The sequence below is a fragment of the Streptomyces sp. NPDC002779 genome (assembly GCF_042888685.1).
Classification (GTDB): domain Bacteria; phylum Actinomycetota; class Actinomycetes; order Streptomycetales; family Streptomycetaceae; genus Streptomyces.
The window spans coordinates 29,363-53,305 of the sequence record NZ_JBIAQC010000014.1 but is presented as its reverse complement, the minus strand read 5'-3'; the positions used below and the strand labels follow the sequence as shown (position 1 = coordinate 53,305).

Here is a 23,943-nt window from a genome sequence, read left to right as displayed (position 1 = left end):
GTGGGCGCATGCGTACCTCCGGTTGTGGGGTGTGGTGCAGGGCTGGGGAGAGCGGTCGCCGTGAAGGGCGGCGGTCGCGGTCAGGTGAGGGGCAGCGAGTGCCGGACCGTCTGGTGGGGAGCCAGCCTGGTCGACCGGGCGCCTAAGGGCAGTTGGCCGCCGTAGCGGCCGAGGCTTACTTGCGGCGGACGGGGACGTTCACGTCGTCCACGTTGATGTGGCCCCAGCCGCCCGTCGCCCGGTCGACGACCTCGACGTAGATCCGCTCACCGAGGTGGGCGGCGAGGTCGAACACGACGCGGCGGTACTGCTCGCCGCCGCGGCCGGTCGCCTTGGCCAGGATCTTGCCGTCGTCGGCGCGGACCACGGCGGCGTAGAGCCGGTCAGGGTCGTTGCCGCCGGAGACGAGGAGGTCGACCACGCCGTCTCCGCCGAGGACGACCGTGGCGGAGCGCAGCACCCCGGTGGCGTCGTCGCCCCCCGCGTCCGGGTTGAAGCCCCACAGGTGGTGGCCGGCTGCGTCGTCCTGGGTGTCGGCCTGGTAGAAGGGGCCGCCCCAGCCCCAGTCGGTGCGGGTGGTGACGTTGGCGTCGCTGAAGGTGGTGCCCTCGACGACGGTCCATCCGGTGAGGTCGCCGGTGGCGAAGTCGTGGTTGGGCAGGGCGTCGACGTCCGTGGGGCGGGGCGGATCGTAGACGGCCGGCGCGACGGGGGTGTCGTAGGCGCCGTTCATCCGCCAGACGTCCAGCACCAGCACGCTCGGGGAGCCCTCTTCCGCGGTCAGGCGCAGGCCGGTGGCGTCTTCCCTGGTGGGGTAGACACGGCTGGTGATGCTGTTGGCTCCGTTGACGTACGCCTCCAGCATCGAACGGTCGAGCAGGACGCGCAGGTGCAGGCGGCCGTCGTCCAGCTCGACTGTGCCGCCGTGGACGCCCTTGCGTACGTCCGGATCGAGGCTGGAGCGGTCGCGGTCGATGGAGAAGCGGCGCTTGGCGGTGTCGTAGGTCAGCAGGGTCTCCTCGGTGCCGTCGGGGCAGGCCCGCACTGCCAGGCTGATCGATCGCGCGCCGCGCGGTTCGATGACGGCGTGGAGGTCGAGGAGGTCGCCGCGGACTCCGGCGAGTCGGCGGTTCGCCTCCTTGAGGGAGGTCCGGCGGATGCGGGCGAGTTGCTTGCCGCGCAGTCCGGCGGCCTCGGCGATCGGCTCGACGCCGAGGCGGCCGTCGCGGCGCAGCGAGAGGCTGACGGGCATTCCGGCGTTGTGGGCCCAGCCGGACTGGGCGTGCTGCTGTTCGCTGCGCCGGTCCTGGGTGATGCTGAAGACGACGGAACGGCCGTCGGGGGTGACGAAGCCGGACGGGCCGGTGAAGTGTTCGCCGAAGTCGAACTCACGGGGTTCGTCGTGGTCGGGCAGGAAACGGCACGCCCGCTTGTCGAAGGTGCCGATCCAGTAGTAGGTGTGCTTGACGGCGTTCGGGTTGAACCCCTCCCACCAGGGACAGATCAGCAGGATGTGCTTGCCGGTGCGCCTGCCGCCGGGTCCGGGCAGGGGAAGCAGGACGGGCAGCTCCCACACCTCGCCGGGCTCCGGCCGGGTGGCGAGGTCGTTGGAGTGCAGGGGGCCGCGGTAGGTCCAGGGGCCCTCGGGCCGGCGGGCGGTGTAGACGAGGGCGGTGCCCCCGTGCTTGCGGGCCACCCGCGTGCCGTCGTAGTCGACGATGCCGCTGCCGACGAGCTGGTACCAGACGCCGTCCTCCTCCCAGACGAACGGGTCGCGGAAGTTCTCCGCCCACGCGGTGCCGGGACCGGCGGGCAGACCGGCCGGCGCCTCGGTGACCGGCTCGGACTTCATGGTCCAGGTGGGCAGGTCGGTGTCCTTGTCGGTCGGGTAGGTCGACACGGCGAGCCCGGTCCGCTGGCGGTAGGGCAGCCGGTCGTCGCCGCCGGTGAAGAACAGGACCGGCCCCCGGTCGCCGTCGACGAAGGCCGAGCCCGACCAGCAGCCGTCCGGCCCGACCGAGCCGGCGGCGGGAGCGAGGGCGGGGGGAAGGTCGCGCCAGTGCACCATGTCGGTGCTGACCGCATGCCCCCAGTGGATCTGGCCCCAGAACGGGCCGAGCGGGTTGTGCTGGTAGAAGATGTGGCATTTGCCCTTGAAGTAGACGGGCGCATGGGGCTCGTTCATCCAGTGCCAGGGCGGCAGCATGTGGAACTGGGGGCGGTGCCGGTCCCCGTCGAAGCGGCTGCGGTGCGGGGTGAGGTCCGGCCTGGGTATGCGTCCGCCGGGGAGGGCGGCGAGCTGCTCGGTGTGCTCCTGCCGCGCGGTCGGATCGTCCAGGGCGCCCGGTCGGATGACGAGGCTGTCCATCAGACCCATGTACATGTTGGCGTGGAATTCGCCGTTGAGCAGCGTGGAGCGGTTGTGGCGGCCGATCAGCAGCGGCTCGTCCGGGGCGAGGACGGGGGCCTTGTCCGAGGTGTCGGCGGTGCCGATCGGCCGGCCGTCGCGGTACAGGCGCAGCTGCTGGGCGGCGGGGTCGTAGGTGGCTGCCACATGCGTCCAGCGGTTCTTGGCCGCGGGCTGGTCCGGGGCGCCCTTGACCGCGATCAGGCTGTCTTCGAAGCCGAGCTGGAAGACGATCTGTCCGAAGCGGCGCAGGCCGAGCAGGAATCCGCGTCCGGTGTCGGGGTTGTGCTGGTTGACCAGCGCCTGGGGCTTGCCGTCGATGCCGTGCTCGTAGGCGTAGGGCGCGATCCACACGTCGAGGGTGATGCCGGTCGAGGCGTCGAGGTCGCCGGGGCCGTCGGCGGTGACGAGGGTCGAGTAGCCGTCGAAGTACAGGGCCCGGCCGCGAACCCCACGGCGCCGCACGGGGTCACTGTCGGGCTTGTGACGGGCGTCGTTGAAGACGTAGCCGACCGGGTCGGTGGCGCCGGAGACGGCCTCGAGTGTGACGGCTCCGGTGCGCTCGTCGAAGTCCCAGCGGGCGGTGGGAGATGCGGGCCGGGCCCGGGTGCGTGCGGCGGCGGGAGCGGAAGCGAACGAGAACGGGACGAGCGCGCCGCCCACGGCGGCGGACACGACGCTGAGGGCCGTTCTTCTCCTCATGGCTGACTCCTGGAACAGTGCGGCAGGGCATCGCCGTGCCAAATCGGTTTAACTGCGTGGCTCGGCATCGTTCGCCCGCCGTTGCCGCTAAAGCAAGAGCTAATGCACGGCGATTTACCTGCGCGTCATCAAGAATCGGATGAAAGGTGCAAAGCCTCGCCGTTGCCGGTTCGAGATGTCCCGAGTGTTGACATCGAGCCACCAGCGATTCACTCTCGTCACAGCCTTGCTAATACGATTTAACGATGGAGCGGGAGCCGCTGATGTCTGAACGCCGCGTAACGATGGCCGACGTAGCCCGTATGGCGGGCGTCTCGCCGACCACCGCGTCGTTCGCGCTCTCCGGCCGCACCGACATGCGCATCTCGGAGGCATCCCGGGCACGCGTGCTCCAGGTCGCCAAGGAACTGGGCTACCGCCCCAACGTCACGGCGCGCAGCCTGCGCACGAAGTCGACCCAGACCATCGGGTTCGTGTCCGACATGATCACCACGACCCCGTTCGCGGGTGACGTGATCCGCGGCGCGCTCGAGGCCGCCCGCGCACGCGACCACCTGCTGTTCATCACGGAGGCCGGCGGCGACCGCGCCGCCGAGTCGTCCCTGGTGCACGCGCTGCTCGACCGCCAGGTCGACGCGGTCATCTACGCGACCATGTTCACCCGCTACATCACCCCGCCCAAGGAACTCCACGGGCAGCGGATGGTGCTGCTGAACTGCCTGGCACCCGGCTTCGACGCGCCTTCGGTGGTGCCCGACGAGCTGGAGGCCGGCCGGGACGCGGCGCGCGCCCTGCTCGCGGCCGGTCACACCCGCGGCATCTGGGCGATCGGCGGCCACCTGGCCGTGCCCGCCACCCCCGAGGGAAACATCGCCGGCAACGAGCGCATGCGCGGACTGGAAGAGGTCCTGCGGGCGGGCGGGGCCCGCCTGGACGGTGTCATCGAGTGCGACTGGAACACGCAGGACGGCTACCGGGAGGTCACCGCGCTGCTGAGGGCGGGCCACCGCCCGCGGGCGCTGGTGTGCCTGACCGATCGGGTGTCCTTCGGGGCCTATCAGGCGCTGGGCGAGGCGGGACTGTCCGTGCCCGGTGACGTGTCGGTGGTCTCCTTCGACGACCAGGACATCGCGGCGGCTCTGCGCCCGGCGCTCACCACCGTGAAGCTGCCGCACTACCAGCTCGGCCGCCTGGCCGTGGAGCTGATCCTGCGTCAGGGGCCGCTGGAGGCAGCCGTCCACCGGGTGGCCATGCCGTTGCAGGAGCGCGATTCCATCGGCGCCCCCGCTGTGGACTGACGGGCGGCCCCCAAAAGACGGTCGTCCTGCCGCCGGGCGAAGACCCGGACGGCAGGACGGTCACCGAAAGACAGCGACCGACGCAACCGGTCGCACCGGCGGGTCCGGCAAGACCCGCCTCAGTGAGATGGAGGAAACCCCGTGGTGTGGAAAACAAGGCGCCTCGCTGGTGCGAGTGTAGCCGCAGCGGCGGCGACCGCGCTGGTCGCCGGATGCGCCTCCGGAGACGGCGGCGCCACGTCCGGAGCCAGCGGCGACACCCTGACCCTGTGGACGCACAACGCCGGCAACTCGGCCGAACTCGACGTCGTCAAGAAGATCATCAAGGATTTCAACGCCTCCCAGACCACGTACAAGGTCAAGCTCCAGGCGTTCCCGCAGAACGACTACAACAGCTCCGTCGTGGCCGCGGCCTCGGCCCGCAAGCTGCCCTGCCTGCTCGATGTCGACGGCCCCAACGTCGCGAACTGGGCCTGGGGCGGCTACCTCTCCCCCATCGACGTCTCGGGCAGCGAGGTCCCCCTCGACGACCAGCTCGCCAGCACGGTGGGCCGCTACCAGGACAAGCTCTACGCCTTCGGCTTCTACGACGTCGCCCTGACCCACTTCGCCCGCAAGTCGGTGCTCACCGAGCACGGCATCCGCATCCCGACCCTCGGCAAGCCCTGGACGAAGACCGAATTCGACGCGGCCCTGGCCAAGCTGAAGAAGAGCGGGAAGTTCGACTACCCACTGGAGATGGGCACCGGCGGCAGCGGTGAGTGGTGGTCCTACGGCTACTCCCCGCAGCTGCAGAGCTTCGGCGGCGACCTGATCAACCGCGACGGATACAAGACCGCCTCCGGCACCCTCGACGGCCCCGCATCCGTCGAGTGGGCCACGTGGTTCCACTCGCTGGTCTCCAAGGGCTACATCGCCAAGAAGTCCGGCGCCGATCCCAACAAGGACTTCCTGGCCGGCAAGAGCGCCATTCAGTGGGACGGCAGCTGGAACGCGGCCAAGAACGCCGACAAGCTCGGCGACGACCTGGCGATCATCCCGCCGGTCGACTTCGGCAACGGTCCCAAGATCGGTGGTGCGTCCTGGCAGTGGGCGATGAGCTCCAGCTGCTCCAACAAGGACGGCGCCCAGGCATGGCTGAAGTTCTCCCGCCAGACGAAGTACTTCGTCGACTACGCCAAGGCCACCGGCACGCTCCCCGCCACCGAGGCCGCGGCCCGGCAGATCGACGGCTACCAGCCCGGCGGCAAGTTCAACGACCTCGTCGAGTTCGCCCGCAGGTTCCCGGTGGTACGTCCGGTGACCCCGGCCTACCCCTACATCTCCACCGAGTTCGAGAAGGCGGCCAAGGACATCCTGGCCGGCGCCGACCCCGAGGAAGCGCTCGGCCAGGCCGCGAAGGACATCGACAACAACCTCAAGACGAACAACTACTACGCCGGCTGACCCACCCGGTCCGGTTCGGGCCCTGAGCGCGCTCGCCCACGTGCCCGAACCGGACCGGCCCTCCTGGAGCTACCGTGACCACCAAGACCGCAGCCCTCGGCCGGCTGCGTCCGGTAAGAAGAGCACGACCGACCCGCACCCGCCGCCGTGAGAGCCTCACCGCCGTCGGCATGGCCACCCCGGCCATCGTGCTGCTGATCGTCTTCCTCGTCGTACCGGTCGTCCTCGCCTTCGCCCTGGCATTCACCGACGCCCGACTCATCTCCCCCACCCCGGCCCGCTTCGTGGGCCTGCGCAACTTCCGGCTGCTCTTCGAGGACCCGGTCTTCTACAAGTCCCTGCGCAACACGGCCTACTTCGCCGCCGTCGTCGTCCCGCTGCAAGCCGGCCTCGCCCTCGCCCTGGCACTGCTGGTCAACGCGAAGGTACGCGGCGTCAACTTCTTCCGCACCGTCTACTTCCTGCCCGTCGTGACCTCGATGGTCGTGGTCTCCCTGCTGTGGACCTTCCTCTACCGCGAGGACGGCCTCGTCAACCACGTGATCTCCACGCTCACCTTCGGGCACATCGAGGGCCCGGACTGGCTGGGCGCCCCCCACACCGCCATGCCCGCCATCATCCTGATGTCGGTGTGGCAGGGCGTCGGCTTCCACATGATCATCTGGCTGGCCGGACTGCAGACCATCCCCGCCGAACTGTACGAAGCCGCCGACCTCGACGGGGCCACCCGCTGGCACCGCTTCCGCCACGTCACCTGGCCCGGACTGCGCGCCACCCGCACCTTCGTGCTCGTCACCATCACCATCGCGGCGTTCAGCCTGTTCACCCAGATCAGGGTGATGACCCAAGGCGGGCCCCTGGACTCCACCACGACGGTCGTCTACCAGGCGGTGCACTCCGGCTACGACCAGCAGCAGACCGCCTACGCGGCGGCCATCTCCCTGGTCTTCTTCGTGCTCGTCCTGAGCGTGTCCCTCGTCCAGCGCTTCCTGACCCGGGAGAAGGACTGACATGACCTCCTTCCTCAAGCACCTCGGCGGTCACGCCGGCCGCGTCGTCCTCGCCCTGGTCTTCGCGCTGCCCCTCGTCTTCATGCTGGTCTCCTCGTTCAAGACGGACGACCAGATCTTCGACGACCTCGGCTCCCTGCGCGCCTTCCTGCCGACCGGCGCCCTGTCCCTGGACAACTACACAGGCGTCTTCGACCGCGTACCCGCGGCACAGTTCCTGCTGAACTCGGTGATCATCTCGTCGGTCACCGTGATCCTCGGCGTCCTCATCAACAGCATGGCCGCCTTCGCCCTGTCACGCATGGTGTGGCCGGGCCGCAAGGTCGTCATGACCGCGGTCATCGCCACCCTCATCGTGCCGTTCGAGACCTTCGCCCTGCCGCTGGTGTGGTGGGTCAACCAACTGCCGCTGCTGCGCGTCAACGGCTTCCACCTCGAGTGGACCACCGGCTGGATGGACACCTACCAGGTACAGATCGTGCCGTTCGTGGCCAACGCCTTCTCAATCTTCTTCTTCCACCAGTACTTCCAGAGCATCCCCAAGGAGATCGACGAGGCCGCGGTCATGGACGGCGCCGGCTGGTTCACCGTCTACCGGCGGATCATCATGCCGCTGTCCGGACCGGCCGTCGCCACCGTCGCCATCCTCACCTTCCTGCCCGCCTGGAACTCCTACCTGTGGCCGCTCATGGTCGTCCAGAGCGAAAACCTGCGACCGGTGATGGTGGGCATCTCCTACTTCTTCCAACTCAACGTCGGCTGGGGCCAGATCATGGCCTACTCCTCCATGATCACCGTGCCGATCCTGGCCCTGTTCGTGGCCTTCCAGCGCTCCTTCGTCAACAGCATCGCCTCCACCGGTGTCAAGGGCTGACAGCGCCTTTTCGACACCCCCCTTTGGAGAGGACCTCCGCGTGTCCGTCCTGCCCGCAGACCCCCACCTGCCCGTCGCACACCTGCGCCCGCCCCGCAACTGGCTCAACGACCCCAACGGGCTGGCCTTCCACGACGGCTATTACCACGTGTTCTTCCAGTACAACCCGTACGGACCCGAGCACGCGCACATGCACTGGGGCCACTTCCGCAGCACCGACCTGCTGACCTGGGAGGAACTCCCGGTCGCCCTGTCCCCCACGCCGGGCGGCGAGGACGCCGACGGCTGCTACTCCGGCAACGCCGTGTCCGACGGCGACCGCATGGTCGCCTTCTACTCCGCCTTCCGCACCGACCGCTGGGCGCAACCCGTCACCACCGCCGCGTCCATCGACGACGGCCGCACCTGGACCCCGCGCGGCAGCCTGCTGATACCCGAACTGCCCCCGGGCGTCAGCATGTACCGCGACCCCTATGTCTGGCACGAGGGCGACCGCTGGCGGATGCTGGTCGGCTCCGCCCTGACGGACGGCCGCGCGGCAGCCCTCCTCTACGAGTCCGCAGACCTCGAACAGTGGCAGTACCGCGGCCCGTTCCTGGACCAGGCACCCCAGCCGGTGGCGCCGGGCGCCGATACGGGGCTGGGCTGGGAGTGCCCCCAGTACCTGCACGCACCGGACGGACGCGGCGCACTGATCGTCAGCGCCTGGGACCCCGAACTCGGCCCCCGAAGGACGGTGGTCTACGCCGGACGCGAGCAGGAGGGCCGCTTCCTCGCCGACGCCCCCGTGCTGTTCGACCACGGCCCCGACCTCTACGCACCGGCCCTGCTGCCCGCCCCCGACGACCGGTGGCTGCTGTGGGGCTGGTCATGGGAGGCCCGCGACCCTCAGTGGGTGAGCGCGGCCGGCTGGGCCGGGATGCTGACCCTGCCGCGCGAGGTCACCCTCGGCGAGGACGGCTCCGTACGACAGCAGCCGGCCGCGGAACTCCTGTCGCTGCGCGACGGACGTGCCCTTACGGCTTCCGGGGAGACCTCCGCAACTGCCGTACTGGGCACGGTGGATGCGAGCTTCGACCTGACCGCCCGTCTGGAATTCCACGCGCCGGGCGGTGGGCTGCGGCTGGTGACCTCCGCGGAGGGCAGCGAGTTCCTCGACATCAGGATCGACCCCGCCACCGGCGACCTCGTCGTGGACCGTGACCACGCCTCGCTCGATCCGCGCGCCCACGGGGGCACGTACCGCATGCCCTGCCCCGAGGCGAAGACCGCCTCGGGTGCGGCCATCGAGCTGCGTCTGGTGGTGGACCGTTCCGTCGCCGAGCTGTACCTCCCGTCGGGCCGGACGCTGACCTTGCGGTTCTATCCCACCGGAGGCAGCCCCTGGCGGATCGAAGCCCATGCCTCGGCAGAGGGCCACGCCGCGGGAGAGGGCCGCCTCGGTTACACCGTCGCCGCGTGGAACCTGCGCCCGTACACCATGCGACGCGAGGCGGAAGCGAGTGCCCGGCCCGCGCTCAGGTAGGGCGCGTTGCCCTTGAGCCCTGGCGGACGCCCGTGAGGCGGCGGCCCCGGCCCCGAAGCCGGGGCGGCCGCCAGGGCGGACCGCCAGGACGGACCCCGGGGTCGCCTTCGCCATGGACGCCGACGACCGGAGCACGGCGGAACTGGTGATCAGCGAGCTCCTGACCAACGCGGCGCTCCACGGCCGCGGCACGATGACGCCGGCGATCGGCCGCACAGGCCCGACGCTGGAGATGTCGGTCACCGATCACGGGCAGCCCAAGGCGGCCATCCCGCCTGCCGAGCCTCACGAGCACGGCCGCGGCCTGGCCATCGTCGCCGCAGTCACTCATGACCTGCGGATCGATGAGACGCCGCGCGGCCGGTGCGCGCGGCCCGCGTGGAGCTGGACGCCCCGGCGACCGACTAACGGAACGTTCACCTGCGGCACCTGTCCGCCACCTCCGCATGTTGATCTTGTGAACGGTCTGTGTCAGTCCCCCAGGACGCGTGTCCGCCGCCGTATGCGTGGGACTCGGCGGGCACGAGGGACGAAAGGGGATGACGATGGCTGAGACAAGCCGTCCCGCCACCGGCAGCCACACCGCGATGGGTGAGGAGCCGGTGGGACAACTGGTGCAGCGCGCGTCGCAGCAGCTCACCGAGCTGGTGCGGACCGAGATGCGGCTGGCGCAGACGGAGATGAAAGAGAAGGGCAAGCACTACGGCAAGGGCGGCGCCCTGTTCGGCGGAGCCGGCCTGGTCGGCTTCCTCACCGCGCAGGCGCTGGTCGCCACCGCGATCGCCGCCCTGGCGACGGTACTGCCGGTGTGGGCCGCAGCCCTGATCGCCACCGCCGTGCTCGGCCTCGTCACGGCGGTGCTGGCACTGGGTGGCAAGAAGGAAGTCTCCCGTGCCGCACCACCGGCCCCCGAAGCGACCCTCGACAGCGTCAAGGCCGATGTGGCCAAGATCAAGGAGAGTGCCAAGCGATGACCCAGCCGCCCCACGACGAACCCACCGCCCAGAGCCCGGAAGAACTGCGCGAGCAGGTCGAGCAGACCCGCCAGGAACTGGGCGAGACGGTCGAGGCGCTCGCCGACAAGACGGACGTCAAGGCCCGCGCGAGTGAGAAGGCCGCCGCGGTCAAGGAGCAGGCGACGGCGACGGCGGCCGTGCTGAGCGAGCAGGCGAAAGCCAAGGCCGGCGAGGCCGCACAGCTGGTGCAGGACAAGCTGCCCGACCCGGTCAAGGAGAAGGCCGCCACGGCCGCCGACCAGGCCAGGGCGAAGGCGGAGCAGGCCCAGCACCTGTGGCAGGAAAAGGCCCCCGAACCCCTCCGCGACAACCGGGGCGCCCTCATCGCGGCCGGCGCGGCCGTCCTCATCGCCTGCGTCCTGCTGCGCCGCAACAAGAGCTAGACCATAGAACGAGGAGAGATCCGAGATGAAGGCATCGAAGATCGCCTATAAGCCGGTCGGCCTGGCCCTCGGCGCGGTCACCGGCATGCTGGCAGGCGCACTGTTCAAGCAGGCGTGGAAGATGTTCGGCCACGACGAGGACGCACCCGATGCCACCGACGAGGAACGCCAGTGGGGCGAGATCCTGGCCGCGGCCGTCCTGCAGGGTGCGATCTTCGCCGGGGTCAAAGCAGCCGTCGACCGCGGCGGCGCCGCCGCAACCCGCCGCCTGACCGGCACCTGGCCCGGCTGAGCCCTGCCCTCGTGACCACGTCCTGTCGGCGGGCGTCGTAGCGCATCATCCTGCCGAAGCGGCCACATCGCCTGCCACGGTGAGCAGGAGGCCTACGATGCCTGCCGTCATCGGAACCATGCGCACCGGCAGCATGATCCGAGATCAGGCAGGTCAGAGACCTTCTGACGCCATGCCGGCCGTGATCAGGTGGGTACGAGCGTCAAGCGAGCGTCACCCCTGACTGCTTCCCGGCTCAGCGGCCCGGTTCGTCGGCGTCGTCCGCGGGTCCCGGTGGCAGAGCGGCCCCCGTGGTCGAGATCGAGCAATACACGCGGTCCAGATACCGGCGCATCCGCTCGGTCATGTCCAGCCGCTCCGGCTCCAGCGCCCACTGGAGCTGGAGCCCGTCCATGACTGCCATGATTTCCTGAGCCTCCGCCAGGTGCTCCGTGCCAGGCTTGAGTTCCCCCGAGTCGACACCGCGACGCAGGGTGTCGGACAGGTCGCGCAGGACCGTGCGGTAGCGCCGGGTGAAGAAGGCGTGAGCGGGGTGACCGGGGTCCGACGACTCGCCGACAAGGACGTTGAACATCCGGGTCCGGCCGGGGCGGCGGCTGTTGTAGTCGACGAGTTCGAGCAGGCGCAGGAAGCAGTCGGCGGCGGAGTCGAACTCGGTTGAGAAGAACCGTTCGATGTCGTGCTCCTCACTGCGCTCCAGCACGGAGACAAGCAGGTCCTCCTTGCTGCGGAAGTGATGCAGCAAGCCGCCTTGGGTGATGCCGACGTCCTTGGCGATGCGGGCGAGCGACGAGGCGTGGAAGCCCCACTGGGCGAAGTGCTCCACCGCGGCGTCCAGGATGCGCAGGCGCCGCTCGTCCCCCACGGCGTAGCCGCCGCGAGCTGCGGTTCTGCCGCTCCCCGGGGTCTTCGTGCGCGCCGTCCGCTCGTCCTTGTGATCCATGGGCAGCACCTTAACCAGTCGGCGAGCCAGGCCGAGATTGCTGTGACCCACGTCACATTCACGAAACCTACTACCTACTCGGTATTCGTGATTGCCTGTGCTCGCCCGAACCGCGGGGCCACCCCCCATGCCCGGTACGGAGCATTCCGGCGATCACGGCCGTCCCCTCGTCTGCGCCTCCCCACGAATGCCCCGTTCCTCGTTCCCCGTTGCCTGTTTCGGCGTCCCCGTCCCCCTTCCCCTCTTCCGTCCGCGAGAGCCGCCGCACCCCGAGGAGCCGGACATGTCCAGACCCGAGACCGACCCCGTACCCGTCCCCGTACCGCCGTCCGTACCAGCGTCCGCAGCGACGCATGCCGGGCGCCCCCTGGCCAAATTGCTGCTCCTGCTCGGCGTCGGCAACACCGCGATGTTCATGGTCTACATGGGCGTCGGACAGGTGCTGCTGCCCGTGCAGATCGAGCTGCTGGATCCGGCCGAGAAGATCGCCAACCTGGGCCTGGTCTCCGGGGTCGCCGCCGTCTTCGCGACCCTGTTCAACCCGCTGGCCGGATTGCTGTCGGACCGCTCCCGGCGGCGCAATCCCTGGATCCTCGGCGGCGGCCTCGCCGCACTGGGGGCGCTCGCGCTGCTGGGCTCGATGAGGACGATCCTGCTGGTCACCATCGGCTGGTGCCTGGTGCAGGCGATGATGAACGTCTACCAGGCCGCCATCACCGCCGTCGTCCCCGACCGGGTGCCCATGGAGCGCCGGGGGCTCGCCTCCGCCATGGTCGGCATGGGCATCCCGATCGGCACGATCATCGGCGTCACCATCGCCGTCGCGTTCATCCCGCACGACGTGCGCATGGGCTACCTCGTCCTCGGTGCGGTCATCGCCGGCGCGGGGGTGCTCTTCACCGCCCTCGTACAGGAGCAGAAGCTCCCCGAGGTGGAGACGGTGCCGCTGGGTCGGCAGTTCGCCGCGTTCGGCTCCGCCCTGAAGGCGGGTGACTTCCGCTGGGCGTTCATCGGCCGGTTCCTGATGATGCTCGGCTACTTCGCCGTCTTCCTGTACCAGCTGTACATCCTCCAGGACCACATCGACCTGCCCGAGGGGCTTTCGCCCGCCGCCGCGGTGGCGATCATCTCGCCGGTCAGCGCGGTCTGCACGCTGCTGTCGACGGTGGTCGGCGGTGTGCTGTCCGACCGGATCGGCCGGCGCAAGCCGTTCATCGCGGTCTCCTGCGTCTTCACCGCGCTCGGCATGATCGTGCCGGTGGTCAGCCCCACCTGGACCGGCATGCTCGCCTTCTGCGTGATCACCGGGCTGTCGTTCGGCTGCTTCATGGCCGTGGACACGGCCTTGGTCACGCTGGTGCTGCCGAGTGCGGACGACGCCGCCCGCGACATGGGCGTCCTGAACATCGCCAACGCCGGTCCGCAGATCATCGCGCCCTTCATGGCGTCGCTCGTCGTCGCCTCGCTCGGTGGCTACACAGCCCTCTTCATCACTGGCGCCGTGATCACCGTCCTCGGCGCCCTGTCCGTCGTCCCGATCCGCGGCGTCCGCTGACCGCGCCGTTCCCTGATCCCCCGCTCCTGCCCCAGTCCTGCCCCCGGAGAACCCATGCCTCCCGCACCGCCCCGCAACGACGGCCACCCCTACCAGGACCCTTCCCTCCCCGTGGACGCGCGCGTCGCCGACCTCCTCGCCCGGATGACGCTGGAGGAGAAGGCCGGCCTGCTCTTCCACACCATGCTGCCGATGCACCCCGACGGCCGCCCGGTCGAGGCGGGCGACGACGCCCTGATCCCGTCCGACACCACCGGCCTGCTGCGGTCGAAGCTGATGAGCCACGTCAACCTGATCGGCACTGCCGGGCCCCGGCAGCTGGCCGAATGGCACAACGCCGTCCAGGAGATCGCCGCCGGCACCCGCCTCGGCATCCCGGTGACCGTCTCCACCGACCCCCGCCACTCCTTCACCGCCAACATCGGCGCGTCGATCCAGGCCGGCGCGTTCTCCGCCTGGCCCGAGCCCACCGGCCTCGCCGCCACCCGCGACCCCGAACTCGTCCACCGCTTCGCCGACATCGCCCGCCGCGAATACCTCGCCGTCGGCCTGCGCGTCGCCCTGCACCCGCAGATCGACCTCGCCACCGAGCCTCGCTGGTCACGCCAGTCCGGCACGTTCGGCGCCGACGCCACCCTGACGAGCGAGCTCGTCCAGGCGTACATCCGCGGCTTCCAGGGCGAGACGCTCGGCCCGCACAGCGTGGCCACCATGGTGAAGCACTTCCCTGGCGGCGGCCCGCAGAAGGACGGCGAGGACCCGCACTTCCCGCACGGCAAGGAGCAGGTCTACCCGGGCGGCATGCGCGACTACCACCTGGAGCCCTTCAAGGCCGCCATCGCCGCCGGGGCGTCGCAGATGATGCCGTACTACGGGCAGCCCATCGGCACCGACTGGGAGGAGGTCGGCTTCGGCTTCAACAAGGGCGTCATCACCGGGCTGCTGCGCGAGCGGCTGGGCTTCGACGGGATCGTCTGCACCGACTGGGGCCTGTTGACCGACGCGTCGATCTTCGGGGAGCTGCACCAGGCCCGCGCCTGGGGCGTCGAGCACCTCACCGTCGCCGAGCGCGCGGCGAAGGCCCTCGACGCGGGCGCCGACCAGTTCGGCGGCGAGGCCTGCCCCGAGACCGTGGTTGAACTGGTCCGCTCCGGCCGCGTCGCCGAGGAGCGCGTCGACGCCTCCGTACGCCGCCTGCTGCGCGAGAAGTTCGTCCTCGGGCTTTTCGACCGCCCGTACGTCGACCCGGACCTGGCGGAGGAGGTCGTCGGCAACAGCGAGTTCCGCGCCGCGGGCGAGTCCGCGCAGCGCCGCTCCCTCACCGTCCTGCGCAACCGCGACAGCACCCTGCCGGCCGGTGGCGCACCGGACCGGCGCCCGAAGCTGTACGTCGAGGGCGTCGACGCCCGCGTCGCGAAAGAGTACGGCGACGTGGTGACCGACCCGGCCGACGCCGACCTCGCGGTGCTGCGCCTCCACACCCCGTACGAACACCGGGACAACCGGTTCGAGTCGCTGTTCCATTCGGGGCGCCTCGACTTCACCGACGAGGAGCTGAAGCCGATCCTGCGGCTGCTCGACGCCGTACCGACCGTCGTCCTCCTCAACCTCGAACGGCCCGCCGTCGTCCCGGAGATCGCCGAACGCGCCGCCGCGCTCATCGCCGACTACGGCGCGAGCGACGAGGCACTGCTGGACGTCGCCTTCGGCCGCGCCACCGCCGAGGGGCGGCTGCCCTTCGAGATGCCCCGCTCAATGGCCGTCGTCGAGGCCTCCCGCCCCGACGTACCGCACGACACGGCCGACCCGCTCTTCCCGTACGGGGCGGGCCTGGCCATCTGAGCCACCGCACCCCCGCCCGAGCCGTCGGGGGCGGCGACACCTGACCCGCGCCGCCCCCGGCCCCGAAGTGCCATCGCACGACCGAAGGGACACCCCTCAGCCATGCCCACCACCCCTCGTAGAGTTCTCGCCGCCACGGCGGCCGGGATCGCCCTCGCCTGCCTCGGTGTGACCGCCGCCGCCGACACCGCCGACACCGTCGGCCCGGGGCCAGGCGGCGACCGCCACCCGCTCGCCGGGCTGCGCGTGCTGCTGTCCAACGACGACTCCATGCAGGCCGCCAAGGCGTCGAACTCCGACGGACTCGGCCTGTACGAGATCCGCAAGGCGCTGTGCGACGCAGGCGCCGACGTCGTCGTCATGGCGCCGTGGCAGGTGCAGTCCGGCAAGGGCACCGCGGTCACCAACGGCGGCACGCTCACGCTCGCCCGGCGCATCCACCTGCCCGCCGGTTACGAGAACGACTGCGCCGGTACCCCCTCCGGCTCCCCCGTCTACGGCATCTGTCTGTCCGACGACCGGTGCGGCACCGACAGCCCCAGCGCCACCCCGGCCGACACCGTCAAGTTCGCGCTCCGCGGGGGCCTCTCCGCGAAGGCCGGCTGGTCGGACGGTCCCGACCTGGTGGTGACCGGCATCAACTCCGGGCCCAATGTCAGCGCCCAAGTCAACGACTCGGGCACGGTCGGCGCCGCCATCGCCGCCATCGACCAAGGCCTGCCCGCCGTGGCCTTCTCCTCTTCCGGGGACGCCTCCCAGATGCGCTTCCCGCTCGCCAACTACCGTGCCCACGCCCGGTTCGCCGCCGCCTTCCTCGGCGGGCTGCGCCAACGCGACCTGTTCACCGACCGGTTCGCGCTCAAGGTGGACTACCCGGACGTGAGTGCCGGACAGCGGGCCAAGCCCCCGGTCTGGACCAGCATCGGCCACGGCCAGGTCGTGTGGCACGCCTACCAGGCCAAACAGCAGGACGGCGGCGGTGACAGCTACGACATCACCTTCGGCGTGTGCCCCAACCGCCCCGGCGATCCGTGCACCGAGACCGTGAAGGATGCGGACTCCACCGCCATGCTCGGCCGGGGCCACATCGCCGTGGCACCAGTCACGGCCGACCGTACGTACGGGGTCAGGGCCGGCGCCACGAGCGAGCTCGCCCGGCTGAAGCATTACGTCACTCACGACGCGCCCCGCGCCTGACCGCATCCCAGGAGACCCATCATGCCGCATCTCACCGTCCGTACGCCACGCGGCCCCGTGCGCGGGGAGCGCCACGCCACCGGCGTACGGTTCCTCGGCATCCCGTACGCGCAGCCGCCGGTCGGCGAACTCCGGTTCGCCGCACCCGTACCGCCCGAGCCGTGGACGGACGTGCTCGACGCGACCGCGTACGGGCCGACCGCGCAGCGTCGGCCGTTCGCCGAGGTCACCACGATCCCCGAGCCGACCATCCCGGGCGAGGGCACGCTCAACCTCAACGTCTTTACCCCGGACCCGTCCCCGGGCGCCGGGTTGCCGGTACTGGTGTGGATCCACGGCGGCGGCTTCGTCGCCGGATCCGCCGCGAGTCCGTGGTACGGCGGCGGGGCCTTCAACCGGGACGGCGTGGTCCTGGTCTCCCTCGGCTACCGGCTCGGCATCGAGGGCTTCCTCCACCTGCCGGACGCGCCCGACAACCGGGGGGTACGCGACTGGATCGCGGCCCTTGAGTGGGTGCGCGACACCATCCCCTGCTTCGGCGGCGACCCGGCCAAGGTGACCGTCGCCGGCCAGTCCGCGGGCGGCGGGGCGGTGCAGACGCTGCTGGCCACGCCCGCAGCGCGCGGCCTGTTCCGAGCCGCCATCTCGGTGTCTGGTGCCGTGATGCAGCCGCAGGGCCGGGGTGTGGCCGAGGCCGTCACCCGGCTGTTCACGGCCCGTACCGGCGTCCCGGCGACTGCCGCCGCGCTGAAAGACGTGGCGGACGGCGACCTGCTCGCCCACCAGGACGCGCTGGCCTCGCCCGGGCCCGACCGGGGGCAGCTGCCGATGCTCGTCCTCGCGCCCTTCGCCGACGGCGAGTTGATCCCGCACGCGGTGCCGGACGCGCTCACCGCGGGCGACACGGGCGCGGACATCCCACTGATGGCGGGCTTCACGGCGCACGAGTTCAACGGCATGCCGCGGCCGGGAGCCACCGACGCCGACGTGCGCGGCCTGCTCGCCTCCCTCGGCCTCGACGAGAAACGCACCCGGGTCTTCCTCGAGACGTACGAGCAGTACGCGGACGAGCCGGCGACCCTGATGGGCCAGGCGGTCACGGACACCACCTTCCGCGCGCCCACCCTGGACATCGCCGACGCGCGGGCCCGGCGATCCCAGCCGACCTGGCTCTACCAGTTCGAGTGGTCCGGCACCGCTCCGGGCTTCGCGGGTGCGGCGTACCACTGCGTCGACCTGCCGTTCGCCTTCGACCTGCTCGGCGCGGAAGGCGTCACCGACGCCCTCGGCGAGGACCCGCCGCAGCATCTCGCCGACGCCGTGCACGCCGCCTGGACTGCCTTCGTACGCGACCTGGACCCCGGATCGGCCTGGCCGCAGTACACCAGTGAAGGACGGGAGGTGATGCTCTGGGACGGCGAGCCGCGCGTCGCACGCGACCCGCTGCGCCCGGTGCGGGAGGTCTGGCTGTCCGCCTGAGGCAGGCCCGAGGGGCGGTGGCCAGTCGGCAAGTCGACCGTCTGGTCGCGGTCAAGGTCCTCCCTCCTGGCAGACCTCACCACGCGCACCGACTGCACCGACGTCCTGCGAGTTCCCACCCTGCCGGTCGACCACCTGTACGACCATGGATAATCCATCGGCTACGCCCGACGTGGGGCACTGTTCCACCAGCCGCGTTTCATCGATCCCACACGCTGGCAGGGCCTGCAACGACAGCTCCGCTCCAAACTCGAGCGCGTCCGCAATCCACGCGCAGCGGTGGCTCTTTGCTGTGGTGACCGGCTCCCCGGTGCATCGCACACCCGGGCACAGCCGCCTCGACCCGTGCTCAGCGCCAGCAATACCAGCGCTTCTGGTGGCCATCGCACTCACGCAAGCGGTCGCCACCGACCAGCTGGCCCATTTCGACTCGCGAGACAGCTACATGTGTCTGTCCAGCGGCCTGGACCCGCAGGACCTGACCGACCTGCTCGACAGCAGGTACGGCACCCCGCGCACCCTCGTCGGATGCTGAGCGACCAGTCAGCGACGCGCGGGTCCGGGCATCAGGCTGCCCAGACCCGCGCTGCCCGGAGTGTCAGCGCCTCATCAGCGCAAAGACGCCCCAGCCGAGGTACTCGCGGGTGTACTGCACGTAGCGGGCGGGCCCGGTGGCGAGTTCGGCCCGTACATCGGCGGCCAGCTCGTCATCGGGATTCTGGTCGAGCCAGCGGCGAAGGTTGAACCACTGCGCCGCCTGATACCGGTCCCAGCTGTCCTGATCGGCCAGCACCATCTCCACGACGTCGTACCCGAGGTCGCCGAAGTGCCCGATCAACTCCGGCAGCATCCGAAAGTCGGCTCTGCTGCCGGCGTGGCAGCCCTCGATGACGTCCTGGGTCGGCGGTGTCCGACGCCAGTACGGCTCTCCGATCAGCATGAGGCCGCCTGGGCGGAGGCTGCGGCCCAGCAGTTCGACGGTGCCGGCCACGCCGCCGCCGATCCAGGTGGCGCCGACGCACGAGGCGAGATCGACCGGCTCGTCCGCGACGTAGCCTGCGGCATCGCCGTGAACGAAGTCGAGACAGTCGGCGACTCCGAGTTCAGCGGCACGGGCGCGGGCCTTCTCGGTGAACACTGTGCTGATGTCCACCCCCGTTCCCGTGACGCCGTGGTCACGCGCCCAGGTGCACAGCATTTCGCCCGTTCCGCTGGCGAGGTCGAGCGCTCGCGTGCCAGGTGCCAGATGGAGCGACTGGCCCAGTACAGCGAGCTTGTCAGCGGTTATCGGGTTGTGGACGCGGTGGCTGCTTTCGCGAATGGTCCAAATGCGTGGAAGATCCACAGGAGGGATTCCTTAGGTCGATGAGGTCCTGCCGTTCCTGAAGGGCAGCCGTCGCCAGTCGGGCTGTCCCTGCTTGAACCCTCATCAAATGCACCCCTCTTGGACGTTTCGATCTTGGAAGGTCCGTGCAACCGGTTTGGTGCGTACGGGCCGGCCCGGCAGGCGATTGACCTCGCACGCCTGCCGGGCTGACGCTCAGGCGTCGATGATGACGGGGATGATGAGCGGCTTGCGGCGGTGGGTGCGGAACGCCCAGTTCGCCACGGCGCGGGCGACCAGCTGTTCGAGCTGGTGTGCGTCCCCGACGCCTTCCTCGGCCGCGGTGGCCAGGGTCTTCTCGATGACGGGAATGACCGGCTCGAAGGTGGCGTCGTCGTGGACGAAGCCGCGGGCCAGGAAGTCCGGGGCCTCGGCGAGGGCGCCGGTGTCCGCGTCGACGATCGCCACCACCGTGACCACGCCTTCGGAGGCGAGGGTCAGGCGGTCCTTGAGGGAGGCTTCGGTGGCGCCGCCGACTTCCATGCCGTCCACGTAGACGTTGCCGGCGGGGACCTTGCCGGTGATGGACGCGCGGCCGTCGACCAGGTCCACGACGACGCCGTCCTCGGCGATGACGACCCGGTCGGGATCGACGCCGGTACGGATCGCGAGGTCGCCGTTGGCCCGCAGGTGGCGCCATTCGCCGTGCACGGGCATGACGTTGCGGGGTTTGACGATGTTGTAGCAGTAGACCAGTTCGCCGGCGCTGGCGTGCCCGGAGACGTGCACCTTGGCGTTGCCCTTGTGGACCACGTGGGCGCCCCACCGGGTGAGTCCGTTGATCACCCGGTAGATGGCGTTCTCGTTGCCGGGGATGAGGGAGCTGGCGAGCAGGACGGTGTCGCCCTTGCCGATGCGGATGACGTGGTCGCGGTTGGCCATCCGTGACAGCGCGGCCATCGGCTCGCCCTGGGAGCCGGTGCACACCAGCGTGATCTTGTGGTCCGGGAGCTTCTCCAGCTCCTTGGTGCTCACGACCAGACCGGACGGAACCTTCAGATAACCCAGGTCACGGGCGATGCCCATGTTGCGGACCATGGAGCGGCCCACGAAGGCGACCTTGCGGCCGTGCTGGTGGGCGGCGTCCAGGACCTGCTGGATGCGGTGCACATGGCTGGCGAAGCTGGAGACGATGACCCGGCGCGGCGCGGTGCGCATCACCTGCTCGATCGCCGGGTTCAGCTCACGCTCGGAGGTGGTGAAGCCGGGCACTTCGGCGTTGGTGGAGTCGGTGAGGAACAGGTCCACGCCCTCTTCACCGAGGCGGGCGAAGGCGCGCAGATCGGTGATGCGCTCGTCGAGGGGGAACTGGTCCATCTTGAAGTCACCGGTGTGCAGCACCATCCCGGCGCCGGTGCGGATCGCGACGGCGAGGCTGTCCGGGATGGAGTGGTTGACCGCCACGAACTCGCAGTCGAAGGGCCCGAAGCTGCGCCGGTCGCCCTCTCGCACCCGTACCGGGCGCGGCCGGATGCCGTGTTCCTTGAGCTTGGCCTCCAGGAACGCCAGCGTCAGCTTGGAGCCGACGACGGGAATGTCCCTCCGCTCGCGCAGAAGGTAGGGCACACCGCCGATGTGGTCCTCGTGCCCGTGGGTGAGTACCACCGCCACGATGTCGTCCAGCCGGTCCCTGATCGAGGTGAAGTCCGGCAGGATCACATCCACGCCGGGCTGGGTCTCCTCGGGGAACAGCACGCCGCAGTCGACGATGAGCAGCTTGCCGGCGTACTCGAAGACGGTCATGTTGCGGCCGATCTCACCCAGGCCGCCTAGGGCGATGACCCGCAGCCCTCCTTCGGGAAGAGGCGGTGCGGCTTTCAGCTCTGGATGTGGATGGCTCATACCTTGACGGTACCCGGAGTGTGGGACGGGTTGATCCATTGGCTGTGATCTCTCTTCCCGACCGGCGGGTCGCCCCACCTGATGTCTCGGGAGCATCGGACGAGCCGACGGCCGGGACAAGGGAGTGATCAAGGCGATATCGCCCGGTAGACCTACCGCATGAACCGCAGGGAGCAGCCGGTGCGTACAATCTGACCCCATGCCGAAGCCTGACGAGCTGATCGTTGACATCGCCGCCCGTGTGGAGTCCGGGCAGAGCACTCAGATGTCTCTGACCGTGGTCACCGGTGGCGCTGTCATCACCGGTCGCCTCGCTCCCGAAACCGTGTGGAGACAGAGAGTGTCGGAGGTTCTGACGGATTCCGCCCACCTGGGCGAGTTCTCCGCCGTCTTCGAAACACCCCCGAAGCAGGACGGGCCGCCCACGCATCTGCACTTCCATGTCGCCCGGATCCTGCAGGGCACGGTGGGGATCCCGGAGACCGGCGGAATGTACCGCGTCGCGATCGAGGACGTCGGTGCCTGGACCGTGGGCGACTTCAGCTACTCCGACCACTGACCCACCGCCCCACCCGGAGCGGCACGACACGCAGGGAGGGCCCCACCGGCGCGCGCCGGTGGGGCCCTCCCTGCTGCCGTGGTGTCGGCAGCGCGGCCTTCGCGTCCGTCAGACGGACAGGGGGCTGCCGAGCAGGGCGGAAGCCCGCTGCAACGGGCTTTCGACGCGTGCGGGCGCGGGTGCGGGCTCGGCGAGGGTGCGACACGTGAAGCCGAGGCGGGCCATGGCCCTCAGGACTTCCGCGGAACTGAAGTCGCGGGGGTCCTGGCGGGTGATGACCTGGCCGATCTGCTTGACCGGGTAGTGGCGTCGTCCGACGATCACGGACTCACCGGTGACCGGTTCGGGCTTGATGCCCTTCATCGATTCCAGCACTCCGCCCTTGGTCAGGTCGAACGGGAAGCGGGCGATGACACAGCGCATGATGCCTCACATGGAGAGGGAGAAACGGGGCCGACCTGCACTGAAGCCTTCTACTGGCAGAAGGCGAGGACGCTCGGAGCGCGGTCGTCCCTTGGTGGTCGACGGTGAAGCGAAGGGCCTGATGACGTCGGCGATGTCACGCAGCCGACCCGGTCGCTGTGTCCGGAGACGAAGGTGCTATGCCGCCGCACCAGCGGTGGACTGCCCCAGGGGCGCACGGCGCGTCGCCGAGGCAGGACGGCGCCGCCCGCGCGAGGTGGCGCCGCGCTTCTTGGGGCGCTCGACCACCGGTGCGGTGATGACGACGGGGATGCCGGAGGGCGCCTGGGCCCCGGTGATGCGGTGCAGGGCCTCTTCGCCGGTGCGGACCTGGGTGGTCTGCGGGACGATGCCGGCCGACGCCATGAGGCGGGTCATGCCGCGGCGCTGGCTCGGTGTGACCAGGGTGACGACGCTGCCGGACTCACCGGCACGGGCGGTACGGCCGCCGCGGTGGAGGTAGTCCTTGTGGTCGGTCGGCGGGTCGACGTTCACGACGAGGTCGAGGTTGTCGACGTGGATGCCGCGCGCCGCGACATTGGTCGCCACCAGCACGTTGACGTGCCCGGTCTTGAACTGCGCCAGCGTGCGGGTGCGCTGCGGCTGGGACTTGCCGCCGTGCAGGGCGGCGGCCCGTACCCCGCTGTTCAGGAGGTGCTCGGTGAGGCCGTCGACGGCGTGCTTGGTGTCGAGGAACATGATCACGCGACCGTCGCGAGCGGCGATCTGGGTGGTCGCCGTGTGCTTGTCGGCGCCATGAACGTGGAGCACATGGTGCTCCATCGTCGTGACCGCCCCGGCCGACGGGTCGACGGAGTGAACTACCGGGTCCGTCAGGTAGCGGCGGACGAGCAGGTCGACGTTGCGGTCCAGGGTGGCGGAGAACAGCATGCGCTGGCCTTCGGGGCGGACCTGGTCGAGCAGGGCGGTGACCTGCGGCATGAAGCCCATGTCGGCCATCTGGTCGGCCTCGTCGAGGACGGTGATGGCCACCTGGTTCAGCCGGCAGGCGCCGCGGTCGATGAGGTCCTTGAGGCGTCCCGGCGTGGCGACGACGACCTCGGCACCACCTCGCAGAGCGCTCACCTGCCTGCCGATCGACATGCCGCCCACCACTGTGGCCAGCCGCAGCTTCACGGAGCGGGCGTACGGGGTGAGCGCGTCGGTGACCTGCTGGGCCAGCTCACGCGTGGGTACGAGGATCAGCCCGAGCGGCTGCTCCGGCTCGGCGCGCTGCCCGGCCGTACGGGCCAGCAGCGCCAGCCCGAAGGCGAGGGTCTTGCCGGAGCCGGTGCGGCCGCGGCCGAGGACGTCGCGGCCGGCCAGCGAGTTCGGCAGGGTCGCGGCCTGGATCGGGAACGGCACGGTCACGCCTTGCGAACTCAGCGCGGACAGCAGGACCCGCGGCATGTCGAGATCGGCGAAGCCCTCCACGGCGGGAAGCGGGGGAGTGATCGTCTTGGGCAGCGCGAACTCCCCCTGAAGGGCGGCGGGCCGACGGCTGTAACCACCGGACCGGCTCGGCCCGCTGGAGCGGCTCGTGGCCGACGAGCCGAATCGGCTGCCACCCCTTGTGGAGTCGGCGCTGCCGTTACGGGTGCGGGCGTACCGGTCGTTCGTGCGTGTGCGGTTCATGCGGGACCTTCCTCGATGCGGCACATATCAAGGAATTCCCGCAGCGATGAGCAGCACAGAGAATTGCAAGAATGAGCCGGTGGAACCGGAAA

At 70.1% G+C, this 23,943-nt stretch carries 21 protein-coding genes; 15 read left to right on the top strand and 6 right to left on the bottom strand.

What is annotated here, in order from left to right; genetic code table 11:
- Nucleotides 1-175 precede the first annotated feature (175 nt).
- Nucleotides 176-3,109, bottom strand: coding sequence for a GH32 C-terminal domain-containing protein (locus ACFYW5_RS30765; RefSeq protein ID WP_389420384.1), 2,934 nt, complete (start codon nt 3,107-3,109; stop codon nt 176-178).
- A gap of 263 nt (nt 3,110-3,372) precedes the next feature.
- Between ACFYW5_RS30765 and ACFYW5_RS30760 the strand changes: the two genes are divergently transcribed.
- The 9 genes from ACFYW5_RS30760 (at nt 3,373) to ACFYW5_RS30720 (ending at nt 10,953) form a co-directional block, all read left to right on the top strand.
- Nucleotides 3,373-4,407, top strand: a complete 1,035-nt coding sequence (locus tag ACFYW5_RS30760; RefSeq protein ID WP_389420383.1) for a LacI family DNA-binding transcriptional regulator — start codon at nt 3,373-3,375, stop codon at nt 4,405-4,407.
- Nucleotides 4,408-4,548: 141 nt separating this feature from the next.
- On the top strand, nt 4,549-5,853 hold the full coding sequence (locus ACFYW5_RS30755; protein ID WP_389420382.1) for an ABC transporter substrate-binding protein: 1,305 nt from the start codon (nt 4,549-4,551) through the stop codon (nt 5,851-5,853).
- Nucleotides 5,854-5,927: 74 nt separating this feature from the next.
- Nucleotides 5,928-6,863 (top strand): carbohydrate ABC transporter permease, encoded by a 936-nt coding sequence (locus tag ACFYW5_RS30750; protein WP_389420381.1) that lies wholly within the window; start codon nt 5,928-5,930, stop codon nt 6,861-6,863.
- Between the two features lies 1 nt (nt 6,864).
- A complete protein-coding gene (locus ACFYW5_RS30745; protein ID WP_389420380.1) occupies nt 6,865-7,737 on the top strand; it encodes a carbohydrate ABC transporter permease in 873 nt (290 codons plus the stop codon).
- A gap of 40 nt (nt 7,738-7,777) precedes the next feature.
- A complete protein-coding gene (locus ACFYW5_RS30740) occupies nt 7,778-9,262 on the top strand; it encodes a glycoside hydrolase family 32 protein (protein ID WP_389420379.1) in 1,485 nt (494 codons plus the stop codon).
- A gap of 112 nt (nt 9,263-9,374) precedes the next feature.
- Nucleotides 9,375-9,815, top strand: coding sequence for an ATP-binding protein (locus tag ACFYW5_RS30735; protein ID WP_389420378.1), 441 nt, complete (start codon nt 9,375-9,377; stop codon nt 9,813-9,815).
- Nucleotides 9,808-10,236, top strand: a complete 429-nt coding sequence (locus ACFYW5_RS30730) for a phage holin family protein (RefSeq protein ID WP_389420377.1) — start codon at nt 9,808-9,810, stop codon at nt 10,234-10,236. The genes ACFYW5_RS30735 and ACFYW5_RS30730 overlap by 8 nt, the downstream gene beginning before the upstream one ends.
- Complete coding sequence (locus tag ACFYW5_RS30725) at nt 10,233-10,661, top strand: DUF3618 domain-containing protein (RefSeq protein ID WP_389420376.1); 429 nt, start codon at nt 10,233-10,235, stop codon at nt 10,659-10,661. The genes ACFYW5_RS30730 and ACFYW5_RS30725 overlap by 4 nt, the downstream gene beginning before the upstream one ends.
- A 25-nt stretch (nt 10,662-10,686) precedes the next feature.
- On the top strand, nt 10,687-10,953 hold the full coding sequence (locus tag ACFYW5_RS30720) for a DUF4235 domain-containing protein (RefSeq protein WP_389420375.1): 267 nt from the start codon (nt 10,687-10,689) through the stop codon (nt 10,951-10,953).
- A 235-nt stretch (nt 10,954-11,188) separates the two neighbouring features.
- Here the strand turns inward: ACFYW5_RS30720 and ACFYW5_RS30715 are convergent, their stop codons facing one another.
- Nucleotides 11,189-11,896, bottom strand: coding sequence for a TetR/AcrR family transcriptional regulator (locus ACFYW5_RS30715; RefSeq protein ID WP_389420374.1), 708 nt, complete (start codon nt 11,894-11,896; stop codon nt 11,189-11,191).
- 283 nt (nt 11,897-12,179) lie between these two features.
- Here ACFYW5_RS30715 and ACFYW5_RS30710 point away from each other — a divergent pair, with 283 nt between their 5' ends.
- The 5 genes from ACFYW5_RS30710 (at nt 12,180) to ACFYW5_RS30690 (ending at nt 18,504) form a co-directional block, all read left to right on the top strand.
- Nucleotides 12,180-13,451 (top strand): MFS transporter, encoded by a 1,272-nt coding sequence (locus tag ACFYW5_RS30710; RefSeq protein WP_389420373.1) that lies wholly within the window; start codon nt 12,180-12,182, stop codon nt 13,449-13,451.
- Nucleotides 13,452-13,505: 54 nt separating this feature from the next.
- Nucleotides 13,506-15,293, top strand: coding sequence for a glycoside hydrolase family 3 protein (locus ACFYW5_RS30705; protein WP_389420372.1), 1,788 nt, complete (start codon nt 13,506-13,508; stop codon nt 15,291-15,293).
- Nucleotides 15,294-15,395: 102 nt separating this feature from the next.
- Nucleotides 15,396-16,490 carry a 5'/3'-nucleotidase SurE gene (gene surE, locus ACFYW5_RS30700; RefSeq protein ID WP_389420371.1) on the top strand — a complete coding sequence of 365 codons (1,095 nt, stop codon included), beginning with the start codon at nt 15,396-15,398 and terminating at the stop codon, nt 16,488-16,490.
- Nucleotides 16,491-16,511: 21 nt separating this feature from the next.
- A complete protein-coding gene (locus tag ACFYW5_RS30695; protein ID WP_389420370.1) occupies nt 16,512-17,969 on the top strand; it encodes a carboxylesterase/lipase family protein in 1,458 nt (485 codons plus the stop codon).
- 376 nt (nt 17,970-18,345) lie between these two features.
- Nucleotides 18,346-18,504: a hypothetical protein gene (locus tag ACFYW5_RS30690; RefSeq protein WP_389420369.1), complete on the top strand. Its 159-nt coding sequence runs from the start codon at nt 18,346-18,348 to the stop codon at nt 18,502-18,504.
- Between the two features lie 63 nt (nt 18,505-18,567).
- On the opposite strand, the gene ACFYW5_RS30685 is transcribed toward ACFYW5_RS30690, so the two are convergent.
- Complete coding sequence (locus ACFYW5_RS30685) at nt 18,568-19,314, bottom strand: SAM-dependent methyltransferase (protein ID WP_389420368.1); 747 nt, start codon at nt 19,312-19,314, stop codon at nt 18,568-18,570.
- 195 nt (nt 19,315-19,509) lie between these two features.
- On the bottom strand, nt 19,510-21,195 hold the full coding sequence (locus ACFYW5_RS30680; RefSeq protein WP_250072339.1) for a ribonuclease J: 1,686 nt from the start codon (nt 21,193-21,195) through the stop codon (nt 19,510-19,512).
- 199 nt (nt 21,196-21,394) lie between these two features.
- On the opposite strand from ACFYW5_RS30680, the gene ACFYW5_RS30675 reads away from it, so the two are divergent.
- Entirely contained in the window at nt 21,395-21,754 is a 360-nt protein-coding gene (locus ACFYW5_RS30675; RefSeq protein ID WP_389420367.1) for a hypothetical protein, read from the top strand.
- 108 nt (nt 21,755-21,862) lie between these two features.
- Here the strand turns inward: ACFYW5_RS30675 and ACFYW5_RS30670 are convergent, their stop codons facing one another.
- Together ACFYW5_RS30670 and ACFYW5_RS30665 are read right to left on the bottom strand one after the other, a co-directional pair.
- A complete protein-coding gene (locus ACFYW5_RS30670; protein ID WP_389420366.1) occupies nt 21,863-22,177 on the bottom strand; it encodes an SCO5918 family protein in 315 nt (104 codons plus the stop codon).
- A gap of 177 nt (nt 22,178-22,354) precedes the next feature.
- Complete coding sequence (locus ACFYW5_RS30665; RefSeq protein ID WP_389420365.1) at nt 22,355-23,851, bottom strand: DEAD/DEAH box helicase; 1,497 nt, start codon at nt 23,849-23,851, stop codon at nt 22,355-22,357.
- Nucleotides 23,852-23,943 lie beyond the last annotated feature (92 nt).